General features: G+C 68.0%; 12 protein-coding genes. 4 read left to right on the top strand and 8 right to left on the bottom strand.

All coding sequences use genetic code 11. The annotated features are described in order from the left end of the window. Positions 1-62 precede the first annotated feature (62 nt). Together AC3ITW_RS16310 and AC3ITW_RS16305 are read left to right on the top strand one after the other, a co-directional pair. Positions 63-1,331 carry an FAD-dependent oxidoreductase gene (locus AC3ITW_RS16310; RefSeq protein ID WP_489389731.1) on the top strand — a complete coding sequence of 423 codons (1,269 nt, stop codon included), beginning with the start codon at positions 63-65 and terminating at the stop codon, positions 1,329-1,331. A 182-nt stretch (positions 1,332-1,513) separates the two neighbouring features. Beyond that, complete coding sequence (locus AC3ITW_RS16305) at positions 1,514-1,783, top strand: hypothetical protein (RefSeq protein WP_046985809.1); 270 nt, start codon at positions 1,514-1,516, stop codon at positions 1,781-1,783. A gap of 1 nt (position 1,784) precedes the next feature. Here the strand turns inward: AC3ITW_RS16305 and pdeM are convergent, their stop codons facing one another. From pdeM to AC3ITW_RS16285, 4 genes are read right to left on the bottom strand one after another with little or no spacing between them, the layout of a single operon-like run. Beyond that, on the bottom strand, positions 1,785-2,426 hold the full coding sequence (gene pdeM, locus AC3ITW_RS16300) for a ligase-associated DNA damage response endonuclease PdeM (RefSeq protein WP_448123310.1): 642 nt from the start codon (positions 2,424-2,426) through the stop codon (positions 1,785-1,787). After that, positions 2,416-4,872 (bottom strand): ligase-associated DNA damage response DEXH box helicase, encoded by a 2,457-nt coding sequence (locus AC3ITW_RS16295; protein WP_489389730.1) that lies wholly within the window; start codon positions 4,870-4,872, stop codon positions 2,416-2,418. The genes pdeM and AC3ITW_RS16295 overlap by 11 nt, the downstream gene beginning before the upstream one ends. After that, positions 4,869-6,476: an ATP-dependent DNA ligase gene (locus AC3ITW_RS16290; RefSeq protein ID WP_448123308.1), complete on the bottom strand. Its 1,608-nt coding sequence runs from the start codon at positions 6,474-6,476 to the stop codon at positions 4,869-4,871. The genes AC3ITW_RS16295 and AC3ITW_RS16290 overlap by 4 nt, the downstream gene beginning before the upstream one ends. Then, complete coding sequence (locus AC3ITW_RS16285) at positions 6,473-7,471, bottom strand: ligase-associated DNA damage response exonuclease (RefSeq protein ID WP_006382707.1); 999 nt, start codon at positions 7,469-7,471, stop codon at positions 6,473-6,475. The genes AC3ITW_RS16290 and AC3ITW_RS16285 overlap by 4 nt, the downstream gene beginning before the upstream one ends. A 113-nt stretch (positions 7,472-7,584) precedes the next feature. Between AC3ITW_RS16285 and AC3ITW_RS16280 the strand changes: the two genes are divergently transcribed. Next, a complete protein-coding gene (locus tag AC3ITW_RS16280; RefSeq protein ID WP_489389729.1) occupies positions 7,585-9,222 on the top strand; it encodes an isovaleryl-CoA dehydrogenase in 1,638 nt (545 codons plus the stop codon). A gap of 308 nt (positions 9,223-9,530) precedes the next feature. Here AC3ITW_RS16280 and AC3ITW_RS16275 read toward each other — a convergent pair whose 3' ends face one another. From AC3ITW_RS16275 to AC3ITW_RS16265, 3 genes are all read right to left on the bottom strand, one after another. After that, a complete protein-coding gene (locus AC3ITW_RS16275; RefSeq protein ID WP_004153031.1) occupies positions 9,531-9,941 on the bottom strand; it encodes a hypothetical protein in 411 nt (136 codons plus the stop codon). Positions 9,942-10,098: 157 nt separating this feature from the next. Next, complete coding sequence (locus AC3ITW_RS16270; protein ID WP_004153024.1) at positions 10,099-10,440, bottom strand: hypothetical protein; 342 nt, start codon at positions 10,438-10,440, stop codon at positions 10,099-10,101. A gap of 124 nt (positions 10,441-10,564) precedes the next feature. Next, positions 10,565-11,740: a thiolase family protein gene (locus tag AC3ITW_RS16265; RefSeq protein ID WP_012511797.1), complete on the bottom strand. Its 1,176-nt coding sequence runs from the start codon at positions 11,738-11,740 to the stop codon at positions 10,565-10,567. Between the two features lie 183 nt (positions 11,741-11,923). On the opposite strand from AC3ITW_RS16265, the gene AC3ITW_RS16260 reads away from it, so the two are divergent. Beyond that, complete coding sequence (locus tag AC3ITW_RS16260) at positions 11,924-14,767, top strand: S8 family serine peptidase (protein WP_489389728.1); 2,844 nt, start codon at positions 11,924-11,926, stop codon at positions 14,765-14,767. Positions 14,768-14,811: 44 nt separating this feature from the next. Here AC3ITW_RS16260 and AC3ITW_RS16255 read toward each other — a convergent pair whose 3' ends face one another. Continuing rightward, a complete protein-coding gene (locus AC3ITW_RS16255; protein ID WP_004153019.1) occupies positions 14,812-15,909 on the bottom strand; it encodes a Glu/Leu/Phe/Val dehydrogenase dimerization domain-containing protein in 1,098 nt (365 codons plus the stop codon). Positions 15,910-15,942 lie beyond the last annotated feature (33 nt).

Below are 15,942 nucleotides of genomic sequence, written 5' to 3'. Positions count from 1 at the left end.
TTTTTTTTGCATTGCCGCCTGCGACCCGTTCGCCATCGGCCCGGCTCGGGCACAATGCGGGCATGACGGAACGACTGCGCATCGCCGTGATTGGTTACGGCACCGCTGGCCAGGCATTGGCCATCCTGCTCACCCGTGACGGCCACGAGGTGGAGATCTTCGAGCGTGTGCCCACGCCCGGGCCGGTCGGGGCCGGCTTCCTGCTGCAGCCCAGCGGCCTGCAGGTGCTGTGGCAGATGGGCCTGCTCGAGGCCGTGCGTGCGCATGCCGCACCGGTACATCGCCTGTATGGCGATACGCCCTGCGAGCGTGCGGTGATGGACATGCGTTACGACGGCCTGGATGCGCGCCTGCATGGCCTGGGGATGCAGCGCGGGGCATTGTTCTCGCTGCTGGACGAAGCCCGCGCTGGCGCGGGCCAGTTGCATGCCGGAACGACCATCGTCGAGGCGGATGCCGAGCATGGCCGCCTGCGCGACAGCGAAGGGCGCCAGCACGGCCCGTTCGATCTGGTCATCGCTGCCGATGGCGCAGCGTCTTCGCTGCGCGGCACCATCGAGGGGGGCGCCGGGCTGGACCGTGTGTATCCGTGGGGCGCGCTGTGGTGCCTGTTGCCGGCCGAAGATTGGCCGCATCTACAGGAGCTGCGCCAGCGCTATGTGGCTGCGCGCAAGATGATCGGGCTGCTGCCGGTGGGTACTCGTCCGGGCGACGACACGCCGCGGCTGAGCTTTTTCTGGAGCCTGCCACGCGCCGACTTCGAACGCTGGCAGGCCGATGGCATGGCCCCCTGGCTGGATGAACTGCACACGCTGTGGCCGCAGGCCAGTGCGCGCTTCGCGCATCTGCAGGGCGCCGGACAGCTGGCGCGCGCGGTCTATCGCGATGCGGTGATGACGCGCTGGCATCACGGCCGGATGGTGCTGGCCGGTGACGCCGCGCATGCGATGAGCCCGCAACTGGGGCAGGGCGTGAACATGGCGCTGCTGGATGCCCTGGCGCTGCGTGATGCGCTGCGCGCGCATGGCGGCGGTGCGATCGCGCTGCAGGCCTACCAGGCGCAGCGGCGTGCGCACGTGGCCGTATACCAGCGCTGGAGCCGCTGGCTGACGCCGCTGTTCCAATCCGATCGTGATGTGTGGGCGAAGGCCCGCGACGTGCTGCTGGGACCGATGGGGCGCCTGCCCGGGGGCCGTGGGCACATGCTGCGTGTGCTCAGCGGCACCCAGCACGGCTGGTTCGGTTCGCTGGCACTCGATCCCGCCTTCATCGATGCACTGGCCGATGTTGCCGAGCCACGCCGCATCAGCACGGCAAAAGCACTCGCGTGAAGCCGCGTCGTCACGTGAATTAACGGTTGCCTCACTGCGGATATGCGACAAGAAGGGAGCACGCAAACGTCGCGTCGCCCGTTTTCCTTTCCGTGATCAACATCGCGCGTGGCCCGGGCGGTCCTGCCGTTGCAGCCTGTTGCGGCCCGGATGTGCCGCCCGATGTTGAAGAGGAGGACGCCATGTTGTTCGCGGTCGAAGAGCTGGAATCGGAAATCTGCAAGCTGCGCGGTCTGCTGCAGATGCTGCACGAGGACCAGCCCGACGTACTGGAGGACGTGTTCGAGTTCCATGTCGGCAGCCTGATCAGCCACGCATCGCAGGAGCATCACGCGCGTATCCGCGCCTGTGCGCAGGAGATGCTTGCGGCGATCCGGGCACTGCCGCGGCGGCGTGACGATGACACGCCGGATTTCCGCGTGATGCCGGAGCTGGACATCCGCCCGGCCTGAGTCATGGCGCTGGCAGTTGCACCAGGCTGCCTTCCACGCAGGCCAGCATGCGCTCGCCGCGTGCCGGTGCAGGAACGATGCCAGCGGTGAACGCGGAGAACGCGGGCAGGACCGTGATCCGCTCGCGCAGCCAGAAGGCGGGAAAGCGGCGGCGCAGCGAAGGCAATGCAACCTGCGGATGCAGATGCCCCGCGATCACGTGCAACGCCGCATCCGGTGTTGGTTCATGGCGGAGCAGGAATGGCGGCAGTCGCGCTTCCTCGTGGATCTGCACCTGCAGTTGGGCATGCGGCAGCTGACGGTCGTGATTGCCGCGCAGCACATGAACGTCCAGCCTGGCATTCCGTTCGCGCCAGCCCAGCCACTGCTGGTACCACGCTGCGCGATGCGCTGGCCCATGCAGGATGTCGCCGAGAATCCACAGTTCGCGACAGGCATGCTCGTCCAGCAACACCTGCAGTCGCTGCAGGTCTTCCGAAGTGCCGCCGCTCGGCAGCGCGATCCCCGCGCGGCGGAACACATCAGCCTTGCCCAGGTGCAGGTCGGCGATCAGCAGCGCCTGCCGCGCCGGCCAGTACAGTGCGCGCGTGCCGGCAATAATCATCGGCTCGCCGGCCAGCAGCAGTGGCAGTTCATCGGCCATGGCGACGCTCCAGCTGGTGTGCGGCGCGCTGCACGCGGGTCCGCCAGTCTTCGTTGCTGAACTGCCCGCGCAGCCGCTCGGCCCACAGCGGGAACCCCAAAGGCGTGAGTGATGAAGGGCGCTGCACCGAAAGGGACTTTGTGCCGATCTTCGCCAGTACCTGCTGCAGTCCGGGAAGGTCCAGGCTGTCGTGCAGCACTTCGTGTTCGGCCAATGCCAGCAGCAGATGGTCGGGATCGTGCTCGCGCAACACGTCGTACAGCAGGCCCGCCGAGGCCTGCAACTGGCGCAGCGAACGCGGCATGCCGCCTGGCAGGCTCGGCACCAGCAGGCCGGCCACGCGCGCGATGCCGCGGAACTGCCGACGCGCCAGCTCACCGAGGTTCACCGCTGCACGCAGGTCATCGAGCAGTTGATCGGTGGTGAACAGGGCCAGCCACTGCTGCGCGTCCAGATCGACCGCCTGTGCCGGTGCCAGCACCAGGCCGTGGTCGTTCACCGCATAGCCGATGCTGTTGCGCTGCCGGCGCGTGAGGCGCAACGCCAGCAGTGCGGCCAGTGCCTCGTGAACGTGACGGCCGGCAAACGGAAACACGAACAGGAACTGGCCCTCACGGCGCCGCACCTCCTCCACCAGCAGGCGGTCCTGCCCCGGAAGTGCGGACAGCTGCTCCTGCAGTGCCAGCAGCGGTGCCAGCCAGCGTGATTCGGCACTCGCGTCGGCCCCTGACAGGACCGCTTCCAGTTCGTGCCCGAGCGCCATCGACAACGGCAGTTGGCCACCCTGCCAGCGCGGCACAACGCCGTCGCCAGCTCCGCGCGCCAGCCGCACGAAGGCGGTCATGTCGCGCAGCTGCACCAGCTCAAGCAGGCGGCCCGCGAACTGGAAACGATCACCGCGGCGCAGACGGCTGGCGAACTGTTCCTCCACCGCGCCCAGGCCTCCGCCGCGCAGGAACTGCACGCGAACGCTGCCATCGCTGCTGATGGTGCCGATCGACAACCGGTGGCGCAGCGCCTGGCGGCGATCATGCATGCGGTAGTGGCCATCGGCGTCCTGCACCACCTTGTGGAAATCGGGGTACTGGGCCAACGCCTGGCCGCCCTGCACGATGAATGTCAGCACCGCCTGCCACTGATCATCAGCAAGTGCGGCGAAGGCATGGGTGCGTCGTACCTGCGCCAGCAACGCATCGCTGTCGAAGCCGCCGGCGAGCGCGCGGCTGACCGCATGCTGGGCCAGTACATCCAGCGACAGCGTCGGCGGTCGCCGTGCTTCGACCACGCCTTCACGCAACGCGCGGCGCACGGCCGCGTACTCGGCCAGTTCCAGCGCGTGGCTGGGAATGCACAGGACAGCGCCGCTGGTACCGGGACGATGGCGCGCGCGGCCTGCGCGTTGCCGCAGGCGTGCCACGCCCTTCGGGCTGCCCAGCTGCAGCACCTGTTCGACCTCCGGAAAATCCACGCCCAGGTCGAGGCTGGATGTGGCGACGACGCAGCGCAGGGCGCCTGCACGCAGGCCGTCCTCCACCTGCTGGCGCAGCGCCGGATCCAGCGAGCCGTGGTGCAGCGCCAGCGTTTGCGGGTCTTCCGGCCAGACCGCGGCCAACGCCTGGTGCCACAGTTCGGCCTGCGCGCGGGTGTTGGTGAACAACAGGCTGCTGCGCGCCTGCATCAGCGCGTCCAGCACACGCGGCAGCTGTGCAAGGCCAAGATGCCCCGCCCACGGAAAACGTTCGCCCGGTTCGGGCAGCAGGCTGCGTACCGTGATCGGGCGCGGGCGGACGCCTTGCACGGTCGGTGCGTCCGGACGGTCGGGCAGCAGCACGTCGCGCGCCTGGGCAAGATTGCCCAGCGTGGCCGACAGCCCCCACAGCTGCAGCGCGGGGGCGGCGCCGCGCAGCACCGCCAGGTTCAACTGCAGCAGCACGCCGCGCTTGTTGCCCAGCAGTTCGTGCCATTCGTCCACCACCACGCAGCGCAGCTGGCGCATGCGCGGCAGCGTATCCGGATAGCTCAGCAGCAGCGCCAATGATTCCGGCGTAGTCACCAGCACATCGACACGGCCCTCGCGTGCCTGTCGGCGTTCGTGGCTGCTGGCGTCGCCACTGCGCAGCCCGACGCGCCAGCCCAGTCCCAGTCCATCGACCACGGTCTGCAGTGCACGTGCAGTATCGCTGGCCAATGCGCGCAAGGGCGTGACCCACAGCACCTGCAGCGGACGCACTGAACTGGCGCGGCGGAGCGGCGGCGGATCGATCATCGCCTGCAGCAAGGGGCCGCCGAACATCGCCAGTGTCTTGCCGCTGCCGGTGGGTGTGTGCAGCAGGCCGGATTCTCCTGCCAGGTAATGCCGCCACATCGCGCGCTGGAACGGCAGTGAGCGCCAGCCTCGCGCCGCGAACCAGTCTTCCAGCCGGCGCAGCGCCTCGCTGCGGGTCATCGTGCCAGCGCCTGCAGGGTGGCCAGCTGGTCGGCCTCACTGGCCGGTTTGTCGTGCCGCCAGCGCAGGATGCGCGGAAAACGCACGGCGATGCCGGACTTGTGCCGGCTGCTGCGGTTGACCGCTTCGAATCCGAGTTCGAATACCTGTTCGGCGCGCACGCTGCGTACAGGCCCGAAGCGCTCACGCGTGTTGGCGCGGATCCAGCGATCGAGGGCAAGGATCTCCTTGTCGTCCAGACCCGAGTAAGCCTTGGCTACTGGCACCAGCGTGTCGCCGTCCCAGATCCCGAAAGTGTAGTCGGTGTACAGCGTGCTGCGCCGCCCGTGTCCCGCCTGCGCGTACAACAGCACGGCATCGATGGTGAGTGGATCGACTTTCCATTTCCACCAGTCGCCACGTCGTCGTCCGGACTGGTAAGCCGATGCGCGCCGCTTCACCATCAATCCTTCGACACCACGCTCGCGTGCTGCTTCCCGCAGTGCTGCAGCCTGCGACCAGTCATCGGCGGGAACTTCGGGCGAGAGCTGGATACGCGTGTCGCCCAGTGCGCCGATGACTTCGGCGAGGCGTATGCGCCGTTGCTGCAACGGCAGTCCGCGCAGATCCGCGCCCTCTTGTTCAAGCAGGTCGTAGGCCAGCACCCGTACCGGTGTGTTGCGCAACGTCGCCGCACCGGGCTTGCGCCGTTGGATGCGGGTCTGCAGCGCGGTGAAGGCGCGCGGCAGGCCGGTGGCCTCATCCCAGGCCAGCAGCTCGCCGTCCAGCACGCAGCCATCGGGGAGGCCCATCGCCGCCTGTTCGATCTCGGGGAAGCGGCCGTCCAGGCGTTCCTCGCCGCGTGACCACAGTGCCACTTCGCCACGCCGGCGCAGCAGTTGCAGGCGGATGCCATCCCATTTCCATTCCAGCAGCCAGTCGTCGACGGGACCGAGGCGATCGCCGGGAGCGCCTTCCAGTGGCGAGGCGAGGAAGAACGGGTAGGGCTGTTGCCGGTCCAGTGGCAGCTCGTCCGGCGACAACAGCTGGCCCAGCAGCCCGGGTGAGGGCACCCAGTCGCCGAGCATGCGCTGGGCGATGCGCGCGATGTCCAGGCCGGACCATTCGGCCAGCGCCTGCTGCACCAGACGCTGCGAAACACCCACGCGCAGGGCGCCGGTCAGCAGTTTGTTGAACACCAGGCGTTCGCGGCTGCACAGCTGCTGCCAGCCCGAGACCACCGCCTCGCGGCGTACCGGTTCGGGCTGGTTGGCCACGGCCAGCAGGTGCTGTTCGATCCATTCGGCCAATGGCCGGTCGAGCGAAGGCTGCGCTGGATCATCCAGCAGCAGGGTCAGTGTCTCGGCCAGGTCTCCGACCTGGGCATAGCTGTCTTCGACCAGCCACGGTGGCAGCGCTGATTCTTCGGCAATCCAGGCGCGCAGTTCGCCACTGGCGGCGATCTTCCGGCGTGCACCGCCCACTTTGCCGCCGCTGAGCAGGTACAGCGCCCACGCCGCATCATGCGCACGCGCGTGGCGGAAGTAGTCGACCAGCGCCGCACGCTTGTCCAGTGTCGCGGTGCTGCGGTCCAGGCGCTGGTAGAGCACGGCGAAGGCCTTCATTCCTCACTCCCGAAATCGGTACGGAAGGCTTCGGCAGCCACGCCGCGCTCGCGCAGGTAGGGGATCAATGCATCGGTATTGCCGTGGGTGGCGATTACCCGCTGCGCGCCGGTCTGTTCGATGGTCTGCAGCAGTGCGGGCCAATCGGCGTGGTCGGAAATGACGAAACCGCGATCGACATTGCGGCGGCGGCGGTTGCCGCGCAGTTGCATCCAGCCCGAGGCGAAACCCAGCTGGTGGCGGCCGAAGCGGCGCATCCATGGTGTGCCCGCGGCCGAGGGTGGGGCGAGGATCAACTGGCCCGCCGCGTCCGGCTGGCGGCCCTGTTCGGCCACGGCGAGCGTCTCCAGCATCGGTACGCCGGCCTGCCGGTAGACCGCCACGCCATTGGCTATGGCGCCGTGCAGCCAGGCCGGGCGATCATCCAGCGGCAGCAGTTCAGCCAGCACCCGCTGCGCCTTGCCCAGGGCATAGCAGAGCAGGATCGCGGCCTCGCCGCGCTGCTCGCATTCGCGGCGCCAGGCGACGATCTCTGCAGCGACTGCGGGGGTGTCCGGCCAGCGGTAGATCGGCAAGGCAAAGGTGGCCTCGGTGATGAAGGTATCGCAGGGCACCACTTCGAACGGCGTGCAGGTGGGATCAGGCTGGCGCTTGTAATCGCCGGAGGCTACCCAGACCTGCTCGCCGTCATCGATGCGCACCTGCGACGAACCGAGTACATGGCCGGCCGGATGCAGCGACACCTGCACCCGGCCGAGCTGGAAGGGCAGACCTTCGGCATGCGCCTGCACCGGCACATCACCGAGCCGCCAGCGCAGGATCGGCAGGCTGCCTTTGCTGCAGTGGTATTCGCCCATGCCCGGGCGGGCGTGGTCGCCATGGCCATGGGTGATGACCGCGCGCGGCACCGGCCGCCAGGGATCGATATGGAAATCACCCGCGGCGCAGTACAGCCCTTCTGGGCGCAGTACCACCAGATCGTCGTTGCCTGCCATGCGATCACTGTGGCGCGCGCTTCGTGCACGGGGTGAGAATCGGCCTGAACGCGGGCTTGGCGGGCGATGCGGCACAATCGGGACGCACACTTCTTGCCGCCAGGATGGACCGGATGAGTGGACCGAGCTTCAGCAGCAATGCGCCCTTCGAAACCCATGTGGTGCTCAACCAGCCACCCCCGTTTGCCGGCCGCCAGCTGTGGACCGATGATGTGGCGTTGATGGAGGCGGTGCAACGCGAAGGCGCCGGCAGCTTCGCGCCGCGGTTGGCGGTGTACGGCGCGCTGGCCGGTGATGAGCTGTACCGGCTCGGCTTCGATGCCAACCGCGATCGCCCGCGCCTGCGCACGCACGATGCGCAGGGCCACCGCATCGATACGGTGGAGTTCCATCCGGCCTATCACCAGCTGATGGGTACGGCGAAGTCGCACGGCGTTGCTGGATTGTCCTGGCACGAGCCACAGCCCGGCGCACATGTCGCGCGGGCGGCGCTGAGCTACCTGCACCACCAGGCCGAGGCCGGCACCAGTTGCCCACTGACCATGACCCACGCAGCGGTGGCGGTGCTGCAGTCGCAGCCGCACCTGGCCGAGTGGGCGCGCAAGGCTGCCGCGCCGGTCTACGACCCGCGCGATGTACCGGCAACGGACAAGGCCGGCATTACCCTCGGCATGGGCATGACCGAGAAGCAGGGCGGTTCGGATGTCCGTGCCAACAGCACGCGGGCCGAACCGATTGATGGCGAGCGTTACCGGCTGGTTGGCCACAAGTGGTTCTTTTCGGCACCGATGTGCGATGGCTTTCTGGTGCTGGCACAGGCACCGGGGGGATTGACCTGCCTGCTGATGCCGCGCCGGCTGGCCGATGGCGACCGCAATGCGTTCCGGCTGATGCGGCTGAAGGACAAGCTCGGTGACTGGGCCAACGCGTCCAGCGAGGTCGAGTTCTGCGGTGCGCAGGCATGGCGCGTGGGCGAGGAGGGGCGCGGCGTGGCCACCATCATCGGCATGGTGATGATGACCCGCCTGGACTGCATGCTCGGCGCGGCGGCGGAGATGCGCATGGCCTTGGCGCAGGCGCTGCACCATGCACGCCATCGGCGCACGTTCGGCAAGATGCTGGTGGAGCACCCGCTGATGGCCAACGTGCTGGCCGACCTGGCGCTGGAGTCGGAGGCGGCCACGGTGCTGTCGATGCGCATCGCGCGTGCAGTGGACCGTGCCGGTGTGGACGCCAAAGAGGCGGCGCTGGCGCGGGTGGGTACGGCGCTGGGCAAGTACTGGGTCTGCAAGCGTGCGGCGGGCTTCGTCAACGAGGCGCAGGAATGCCTGGGTGGCGCGGGCTATGTGGAAGAGTCGATGCTGCCGCGCTTGTACCGGCAGGCACCGTTGAATTCGATCTGGGAGGGCAGCGGCAACATCCAGTGCCTGGACGTACTGCGCGCGCTGGCGCGTGAGCCGGAGGCGCTGGAGGCACTGCGCACGGAACTGGCGTCGGTGGCCGACCGGGATGCGCACTATGCAGCGGCATTGCAGCGCTGGGCAGCGGCGGCGCCGCCGGACGAGTCGCAGGCGCGGCTGTTCTGCGAGCGCACTGCGCTGCTGCTGCAGGCGGCATTGCTGCTGCGTGCGCACAGCCCGATGGCGGAGGCGTTCGTGCGCAGCCGGTTGGAAGGAGAGCATGGGCTGGCATTCGGGACGCTGCCGGTGGGGCTGGATCTGTCGGCGATGCTGGCGCGCGCGCTGCCGTAGGAGGCGGCCAACGGCGGAGCCCCTCGTGGTGGGCGGCGCGGAGTCTGCGTCGTGAGCGGGCCGCGCGGGTGGGTTGCGCAGGGGGCGCTGCAAGTACGTCCATGTAAGCTCGGTCGCCGCATCCATGCGGCTCACGCCCCTGCGCAACCCACCCGCGCGGCCGGGACAATTTCCGTGGGCGGCACACCACGGAATCAACAGAAAAAGCGAAAAGCAGAAAAGCCGCGGCAGTGCCGCGGCTTTTCCTGTGGAGCCGAGCCGATGCTCGGCTGGCCGGTAGCGCCGGGCCATGCCCGGCGAACGAACAGTTAGTGCTTGGCTTCTTCCTTGGCCGCGTTGCTCTTCGCGTCGTTGGCGACATCGCGGGCCTTGTCGGCAACCTTCTGCGCGGCGTTGGCGGTGGCGTCGCTGGCGTGTGCGGCGGCGTCGGTTGCAGCGTCCTTGGCCTTGTCGGCAGCGTTGGCGGTAGCGTCTGCTGCCTTGTCCAGCGCCTGCTGGGTATCGGCGGCGGCCTGCTCGGAGGCGGCGGCGGTCTTGTCGGCGGCTTCGCGGGTGGCAGCCGCAGCCTTGTCGACGGCGTCGCGGGCGGCAGCGCCAGCGCTGTCGGCGGCCTGCTGTGCATCCTGCTTGGCCTGTTCGGCTTCCGGGCCCTTGCAGGCGGCCAGGGCCAGCAGCAGGGAGGCGGCCAGCAGGGTGGTGGTGATCGGACGAATTTTCATGGCGGTCTCCGGTACTGCAATGGATGGGGACGCCAGCCTATTCATGCCGTTGTGAAGACGGGGTCGCGATGCAGCGGCTCAGTCGCGCGCATTCGGGAAAAGAAAAAGCCGCTGGCGAACCAGCGGCTTTTCCAGAACAGCGTGAAGAAAGAAGTTATTACTTCTTGGCTTCTTCAGCAGCGTCCTTGGCCTTCTCAGCGGTGCCTTCAGCAGCCTTGGCAGCGTCAGCAGCGGCGCCGGCAGCGGCGTCGGTGGCAGCAGCGCCAGCCTGGGCAGCAGCGTCAACCGAAGCGTCAGCAGCGGTGGCGGCGGTGTCAGCGGCCTGCTGGGCAGCGTCGGCGGTCTGGGCGCCAGCAGCGGCGGCCTGGTCGGCAGCAGCCTGGGCTTCGGTGGCGGCTTCGTTGGCCGAAGCAGCGGCGTCCTGGGCAGCTTCCTGCTTCGAGCAGGCGGCCAGGGCCAGAGCCAGGGACATCGCGACCAGCAGCTTGTTGATGCTCATTGTGTAAATCCTCGTCGTTAGAATTAGGCAACGCGCATGCTGCGCGCCGACAACATGATGACAAGCCAAGATTGGGTGTCAAGCGATCCCGCATTCATTTTTGCGAAATCATCGTTAAATCTTTTTAAATCAATTCGATGGCGATTGCGGTTGCTTCGCCGCCGCCGATGCACAGGGTGGCAATGCCGCGCTTGCCACCGCGCGTGCGCAGGGCGTTGACCAGGGTCACCACCAGGCGTGCACCGGAGGCACCGATCGGATGGCCCAAAGCGCAGGCACCGCCATTCACGTTGAGCTTGTCGTGCGGGATGCCCAGTTCGCGCATCGGCGCCATTGCGACCACGGCAAAAGCCTCGTTGATTTCGAACAGGTCGACCTGGTCCAGCGACCAGCCGGTCTTGTCCAGCAGCGTGTGCAGCGCGCCGATCGGGGCGGTGGTGAACCACTCCGGTTCCTGCGAATGGGTCGCGTGGCCGACGATGCGCGCCAGCGGGGTGATGCCGCGTGCGGCTGCATCTTCCTCGGTCAGCAGGACCACTGCAGCAGCGCCGTCGGAGATGCTGGAGGAACTGGCGGCGGTCACGCTGCCGTCCTTCTTGAAGGCCGGGCGCAGGGTCGGGATCTTGGCGATGTCCGAGCGGCCCGGCTGCTCGTCGGTGGCGACCTCGACCTCGCCCTTGCGGGTGGCGACCTTCACCGCGACGATTTCATCGGCGAACGCGCCGTTGGCCTGTGCGGCCTGCGCGCGCTTGACCGATTCGATGGCGTAGGCGTCCTGCTCTTCGCGGCTGAACTGGTACTTGTCCACGGCGCACTCGGCGAACTCACCCATCGCCTTGCCGTCGTAGGCGTTGACCAGCCCATCGTGGGCCATGTGGTCGACTGCCTGGAAGTTGCCGAAGCGGTTGCCCGTGCGCGAGTTCGGCAGCATGTGCGGCGCATTGGACATCGACTCCATGCCGCCGGCGACCACGATGCGGGCCGAGCCGGCCTTGATCAGGTCATGGCCGAGCATGATGGTCTTCATGCCCGAGCCGCACACCTTGTTGAGGGTGGTGGCACCGACCGACAGCGGGATGCCGGCAGCGATCGCGGCCTGGCGGGCGGGCGCCTGGCCGAGGTTGGCCGGCAGCACGCAGCCCATCAGGACTTCGGAAACGTCGCTGGCCGGGACACCCGATTGTTCCAGGGCGGCGGCGATGGCGGCCGCGCCGAGGGTGGGTGTCGGCACGCCGGTGAACTGGCCGAGGAAGGAGCCGATGGCGGTGCGCTTGGCGGCGGCGATGACGATGTTGGACATGGCAATCTCGTTGATGCGTAAGCAATGTTCGGAAAGGAGACCGGGGGCCGTTGGAAGCGCCGCGGTTTCCCGGCAGACTGCGTGGGGGTCGGCCCAAGTATAGAGGGTCGGGGAGGGCGGCCGCTGGGCGCCGCCGCATGCCTGCCAGGATGAAGGCAGGCCAACGTTCATGGGAAGGAATCGATGGAACGCACGACGATGGTGAGGTCTGTCCTGGCAACTGCGCTGGCGATGGCGCTGACGGCCTGTGGCGGCGGTGGGGGCGGCAGCAACGTGCGCGTCGATCCGCCGCCGGCCACGCCCACGCCGCCGACGCCACCCCCACCCACTACGCCACCGCCGGCCAAACCGCAGGAGCCGACGTTTGATGCGCATCTGGCAGTCACCAACGCGCGTGCCGCACAGGCCACCGGACTGACGGGGCAGGGTGTGCGCATCGGTATCGTTGACTCGGGCGTGCAGCGCAATGCGGTGGCCCTGAATGGACGGGTGCTGGCCAACTTCAACTACATCGATCCGGCCAGGAACAATCTGGGCGTTGACGACGTGGTCGGCCATGGCACCGCGGTGGCCAGCCTGGCCGCCGGCGCAGCGGTGGGCTCCTGGCCGGGCGGCATCGCGCCGGGTGCGCAGATCGTCTCGGCACGGATCATTTCCGACAAGCCGCCGACCGATGACGGCAGTGGCCAGGGCAATGCCTTCAGCGGCCCGCTGGGCGTGGCCCAGGTCCACCAGGACCTGATCAGCTACAACGTGAAGGTGATGAACAACTCATGGGGCGGCCTGTACTGGACCGACCTGCCGACCACCGCGCAGGTCGCTGCCGAGTACCGGCCGTTCGTGATCAGCCACGGTGGCCTGGTGGTGTTCGCTGCCGGCAATGATGGCCGCAGCGAACCGAGCAGCCTGGCCGCCCTGCCCAGCCAGAAGGGCGTGGCCGGCTCACTGCCTGCGGCCGATCTGGAGCGCGGCTGGCTGGTGGCGACCGCGGTCGATCCGTACACGCCCGGCGCACGTGCCAGCTACGCCAACGCCTGCGGCCAGGCAGCGCGCTACTGCCTGGCGGCACCGGGCAGCGCGGTCTATCCCGATGCCAATGGCGGCAGCTACTACTGGAACTACGGCACCTCGTTCGCGGCGCCATTGATTTCCGGCGCGGCCGCCCTGGTCTGGCAGCGCTACCCGTACTTCGACAACAACCTGGTGCGGCAGACCCTGCTAGGCACCGCCAAGGACATCGGCGCGCCCGGCGTGGATGCGGTGTTCGGCTACGGCCTGCTCGACATCGGTCGTGCGATCAAGGGCCCAGGTCGCTTCGACTGGGGTGACGTTGTAGCCAATGTGGATGTTGCCTCGACCGGTTCGCTGTGGAGCAACGATATCGTCGGCAGCGGCGGGCTGGTCAAGCAGGGCGGGGGCACCCTGGTGCTGGCCGGCAACAACAGCTACACCGGTGCCACCCGCATCGAACGCGGCATCCTGTCGCTGCAGAACGGTGGCGTGATCCGTTCCAACGTGACCATCCTCGGCCAGTCCGATCCGGATTCGACCGGCCTGCAGTTCAATGGCGGCACGCCCCGCGTGATCGGCAATGTGATCAATGGCAGCAGCGTGTTCCTGACCACCGGCAACACCACTGGCACCATCGAGGGTGACTATACCCAGCAAGCCGGCGCGCAGCTGATGATCGCACTCGGTGCCAAGGCCCTGCAGGTCACCGGCAATGCGAAGATCGACGGCGGAGTGCGCGTGCACGGCGTTGTCACCGGCTACGTGCCGCAGAACGGTGCCCGCCAGGATCTGATCCATGCGGTGGGCAGCCTGAGCGGCACTTTCAGCACCCCGGCGACATCAAGCGGCCTGGACGGTGTCAGCCTGCTGCAGAGCAGCTATGGCTATGACAGCAACAACGCCTGGTTGAACCTGACACAGGTGAGCGTGAGTGCAGCGGCCACTGGCCTGGGTGTCTCTGCGCAGGCTGCGGCGCAGCGCCTGGAAGGGGCGTTCGCTGCACTCGACCGCAATGCTGGCCTGCAGGGATCGGCGTTTGGCACGGCGGCCGGTGCGCTGCAGAGGACCGGCGGCGGCAGCGAAGGTTTGGCCGCCAGCCTGCAGAGCCTGTCCGGGCAAGCGCACGCGAGGGCCGAGTCGGCCACCTTCGACAGCATCGACATGTCGCGGCGCGCGATCGCCGAGCGCTTCGATCGCGTGCAGGCTGCACCGCGGCTGCGCGGCACCTGGCAGAGCGCGCTGGGCGAGGCCGGGCAGGGCAGCTTCGCCGGCAACACCGCCGACAGCCACGGCTGGATGGCGGGCCAGGATCTGCCGCTGGGCAGCAACGGATTGATGGGCGTGGCCTTCGGCGAGACCCGCAGCAACGGTGGCAGCAGCTTCGGTGGTGATCGTGGCCGCGACCGGCAGGCACAGGCGCAGCTGTATGCCGGCTGGAACCTTGGGCGTGGTTATGCACTGGCCCAGTTCGGCAGCGGTCAGTTCACCCGCGCGCTGGACCGCCAGCTGCTGCTGGGCGCTGGCGCGTATGGCGTGTCTGCACGCTACGGTGGCCGTTTCAGCAGTGCCAGCGTCGAAGGCGGTTATCGCTTCGGTCGCGCAGGGGCATCGTTGACGCCGTATCTGGGGGCCAGCAGCACCCGCGTCGATACCGATGCGTTCAACGAATTGGGCGGGTTCGGCTTCGGCCTGCGCGGTGATGCCAACCGTGTGCAACGCAGTCAGGTGCTGGCCGGCCTGCGTGGTGAACGTGGGTGGGGACGCTGGACCGTGCGTGGTCATGCCGAATGGCAACAGCGCTTGGATGCACGCGACGCGGACTGGCAGGCCAGTTTCGTCGGCGTCGATGCCTGGGCGCCGCTGGCCGGCTGGGATGCGCCACGCGGCAGTGCGCTGTTCGGTGTGGCGCTGGAATCGTGGTGGGGCCGCAATGGCCGTCTGAGCCTGGGCTTCGACCAGCGCATCGGTGGCGAAGGCGCGCGGCAGGCAGCATTGCGCTACAGCACCGGCTTCTGAAGGACGGGTCGCGCCGGGTCAGGCCCGGCGCGACCACGGCAGGCTCAGCCGCCGCGCAGGTTGCCCAGACGCGGGGTGCTGCGGCCCAGCGGCATCTTCAGCTTGCCGATCGACAGGATGCGGCTCTCGGCGATGCGGTCGGCCGCCCGCTGCGGCGCGATGTTCTCGCGCTGCGACAGTTCGAAGATGCGGGTGAGGTTGTGGTAGATGCTGCGGATCAGGCGCATCGCGCGTTCGCGGTTGTAGCCATCGATCTCCAGCGACACGTTCATCACGCCGCCGGCGTTGACCGCATAGTCCGGCGCATACAGGATGCCGCGCGCATGCAGCTCGTCGCCGATCTCCAGGCTCGACAGCTGGTTGTTGGCGGTGCCACAGATGATCTTCGCCTTGATCCGCGGCAGGGTGTCGGCATTGATCGCACCTTCCAGGGCGCACGGTGCGAACACATCGGCGTTCACCTCGTGGATCTCGTCCGGCTTGACTGCTTCGGCGCCGAAATCGCTGACCGCGCGATCAACCAGCGCGCTGTCCAGATCGGTGACATACAGCTTGGCACCGCGATCGCGAAGCAGCTTCACCAGTTCCATGCCGATGTGGCCCAGGCCCTGCACCGCGATGCTGGTCTTGCCCACTTCCTCATGGCCGAACTTGAAGCGCATCGCCGCCATCAGCGCCTGCAGCGCACCGTAGGCGGTGAAGGGCGCCGGATCGCCGGAGCCGCCATGGACCTGGTGCACGCCGGTCACGAACTGGCTCTCCAGGTAGATGTTCTCCATGTCGTTGACGTCGGTGCCGACGTCCTCGGCAGTGATGTAGCGCCCACCGAGCGAATCGACATAGCGGCCGAAGGCACGGAACAGAACTTCTGTCTTGTCCACCTTCGGGTCGCCGATGATCACGGCCTTGCCGCCACCCACGTTGAGGCCGGCCAGCGCATTCTTGTAGGTCATCGTCCGGCTCAGCCGCAGCACGTCAGCCAGTGCCTCGTCGGTGCTGGCGTAGGGACGCATGCGCACGCCGCCCAGGGCCGGGCCCAGGGTGGTGTTGTGGATGGCGATGATCGCCTGCAGGCCGGCGTCGTGGTTGTGGCAGAACACCACCTGTTCGTGGCCGGTGGTGGCGAGGGTTTCGAATAGCATGGCGTCTCCGATGGCGCGAACAGCGGCGAACTG

Source organism: Stenotrophomonas sp. KH_052, from assembly GCF_057838755.1.
Note: the sequence above shows the minus strand (reverse complement) of the source record. Positions and strands in the feature narration are given on the sequence as shown.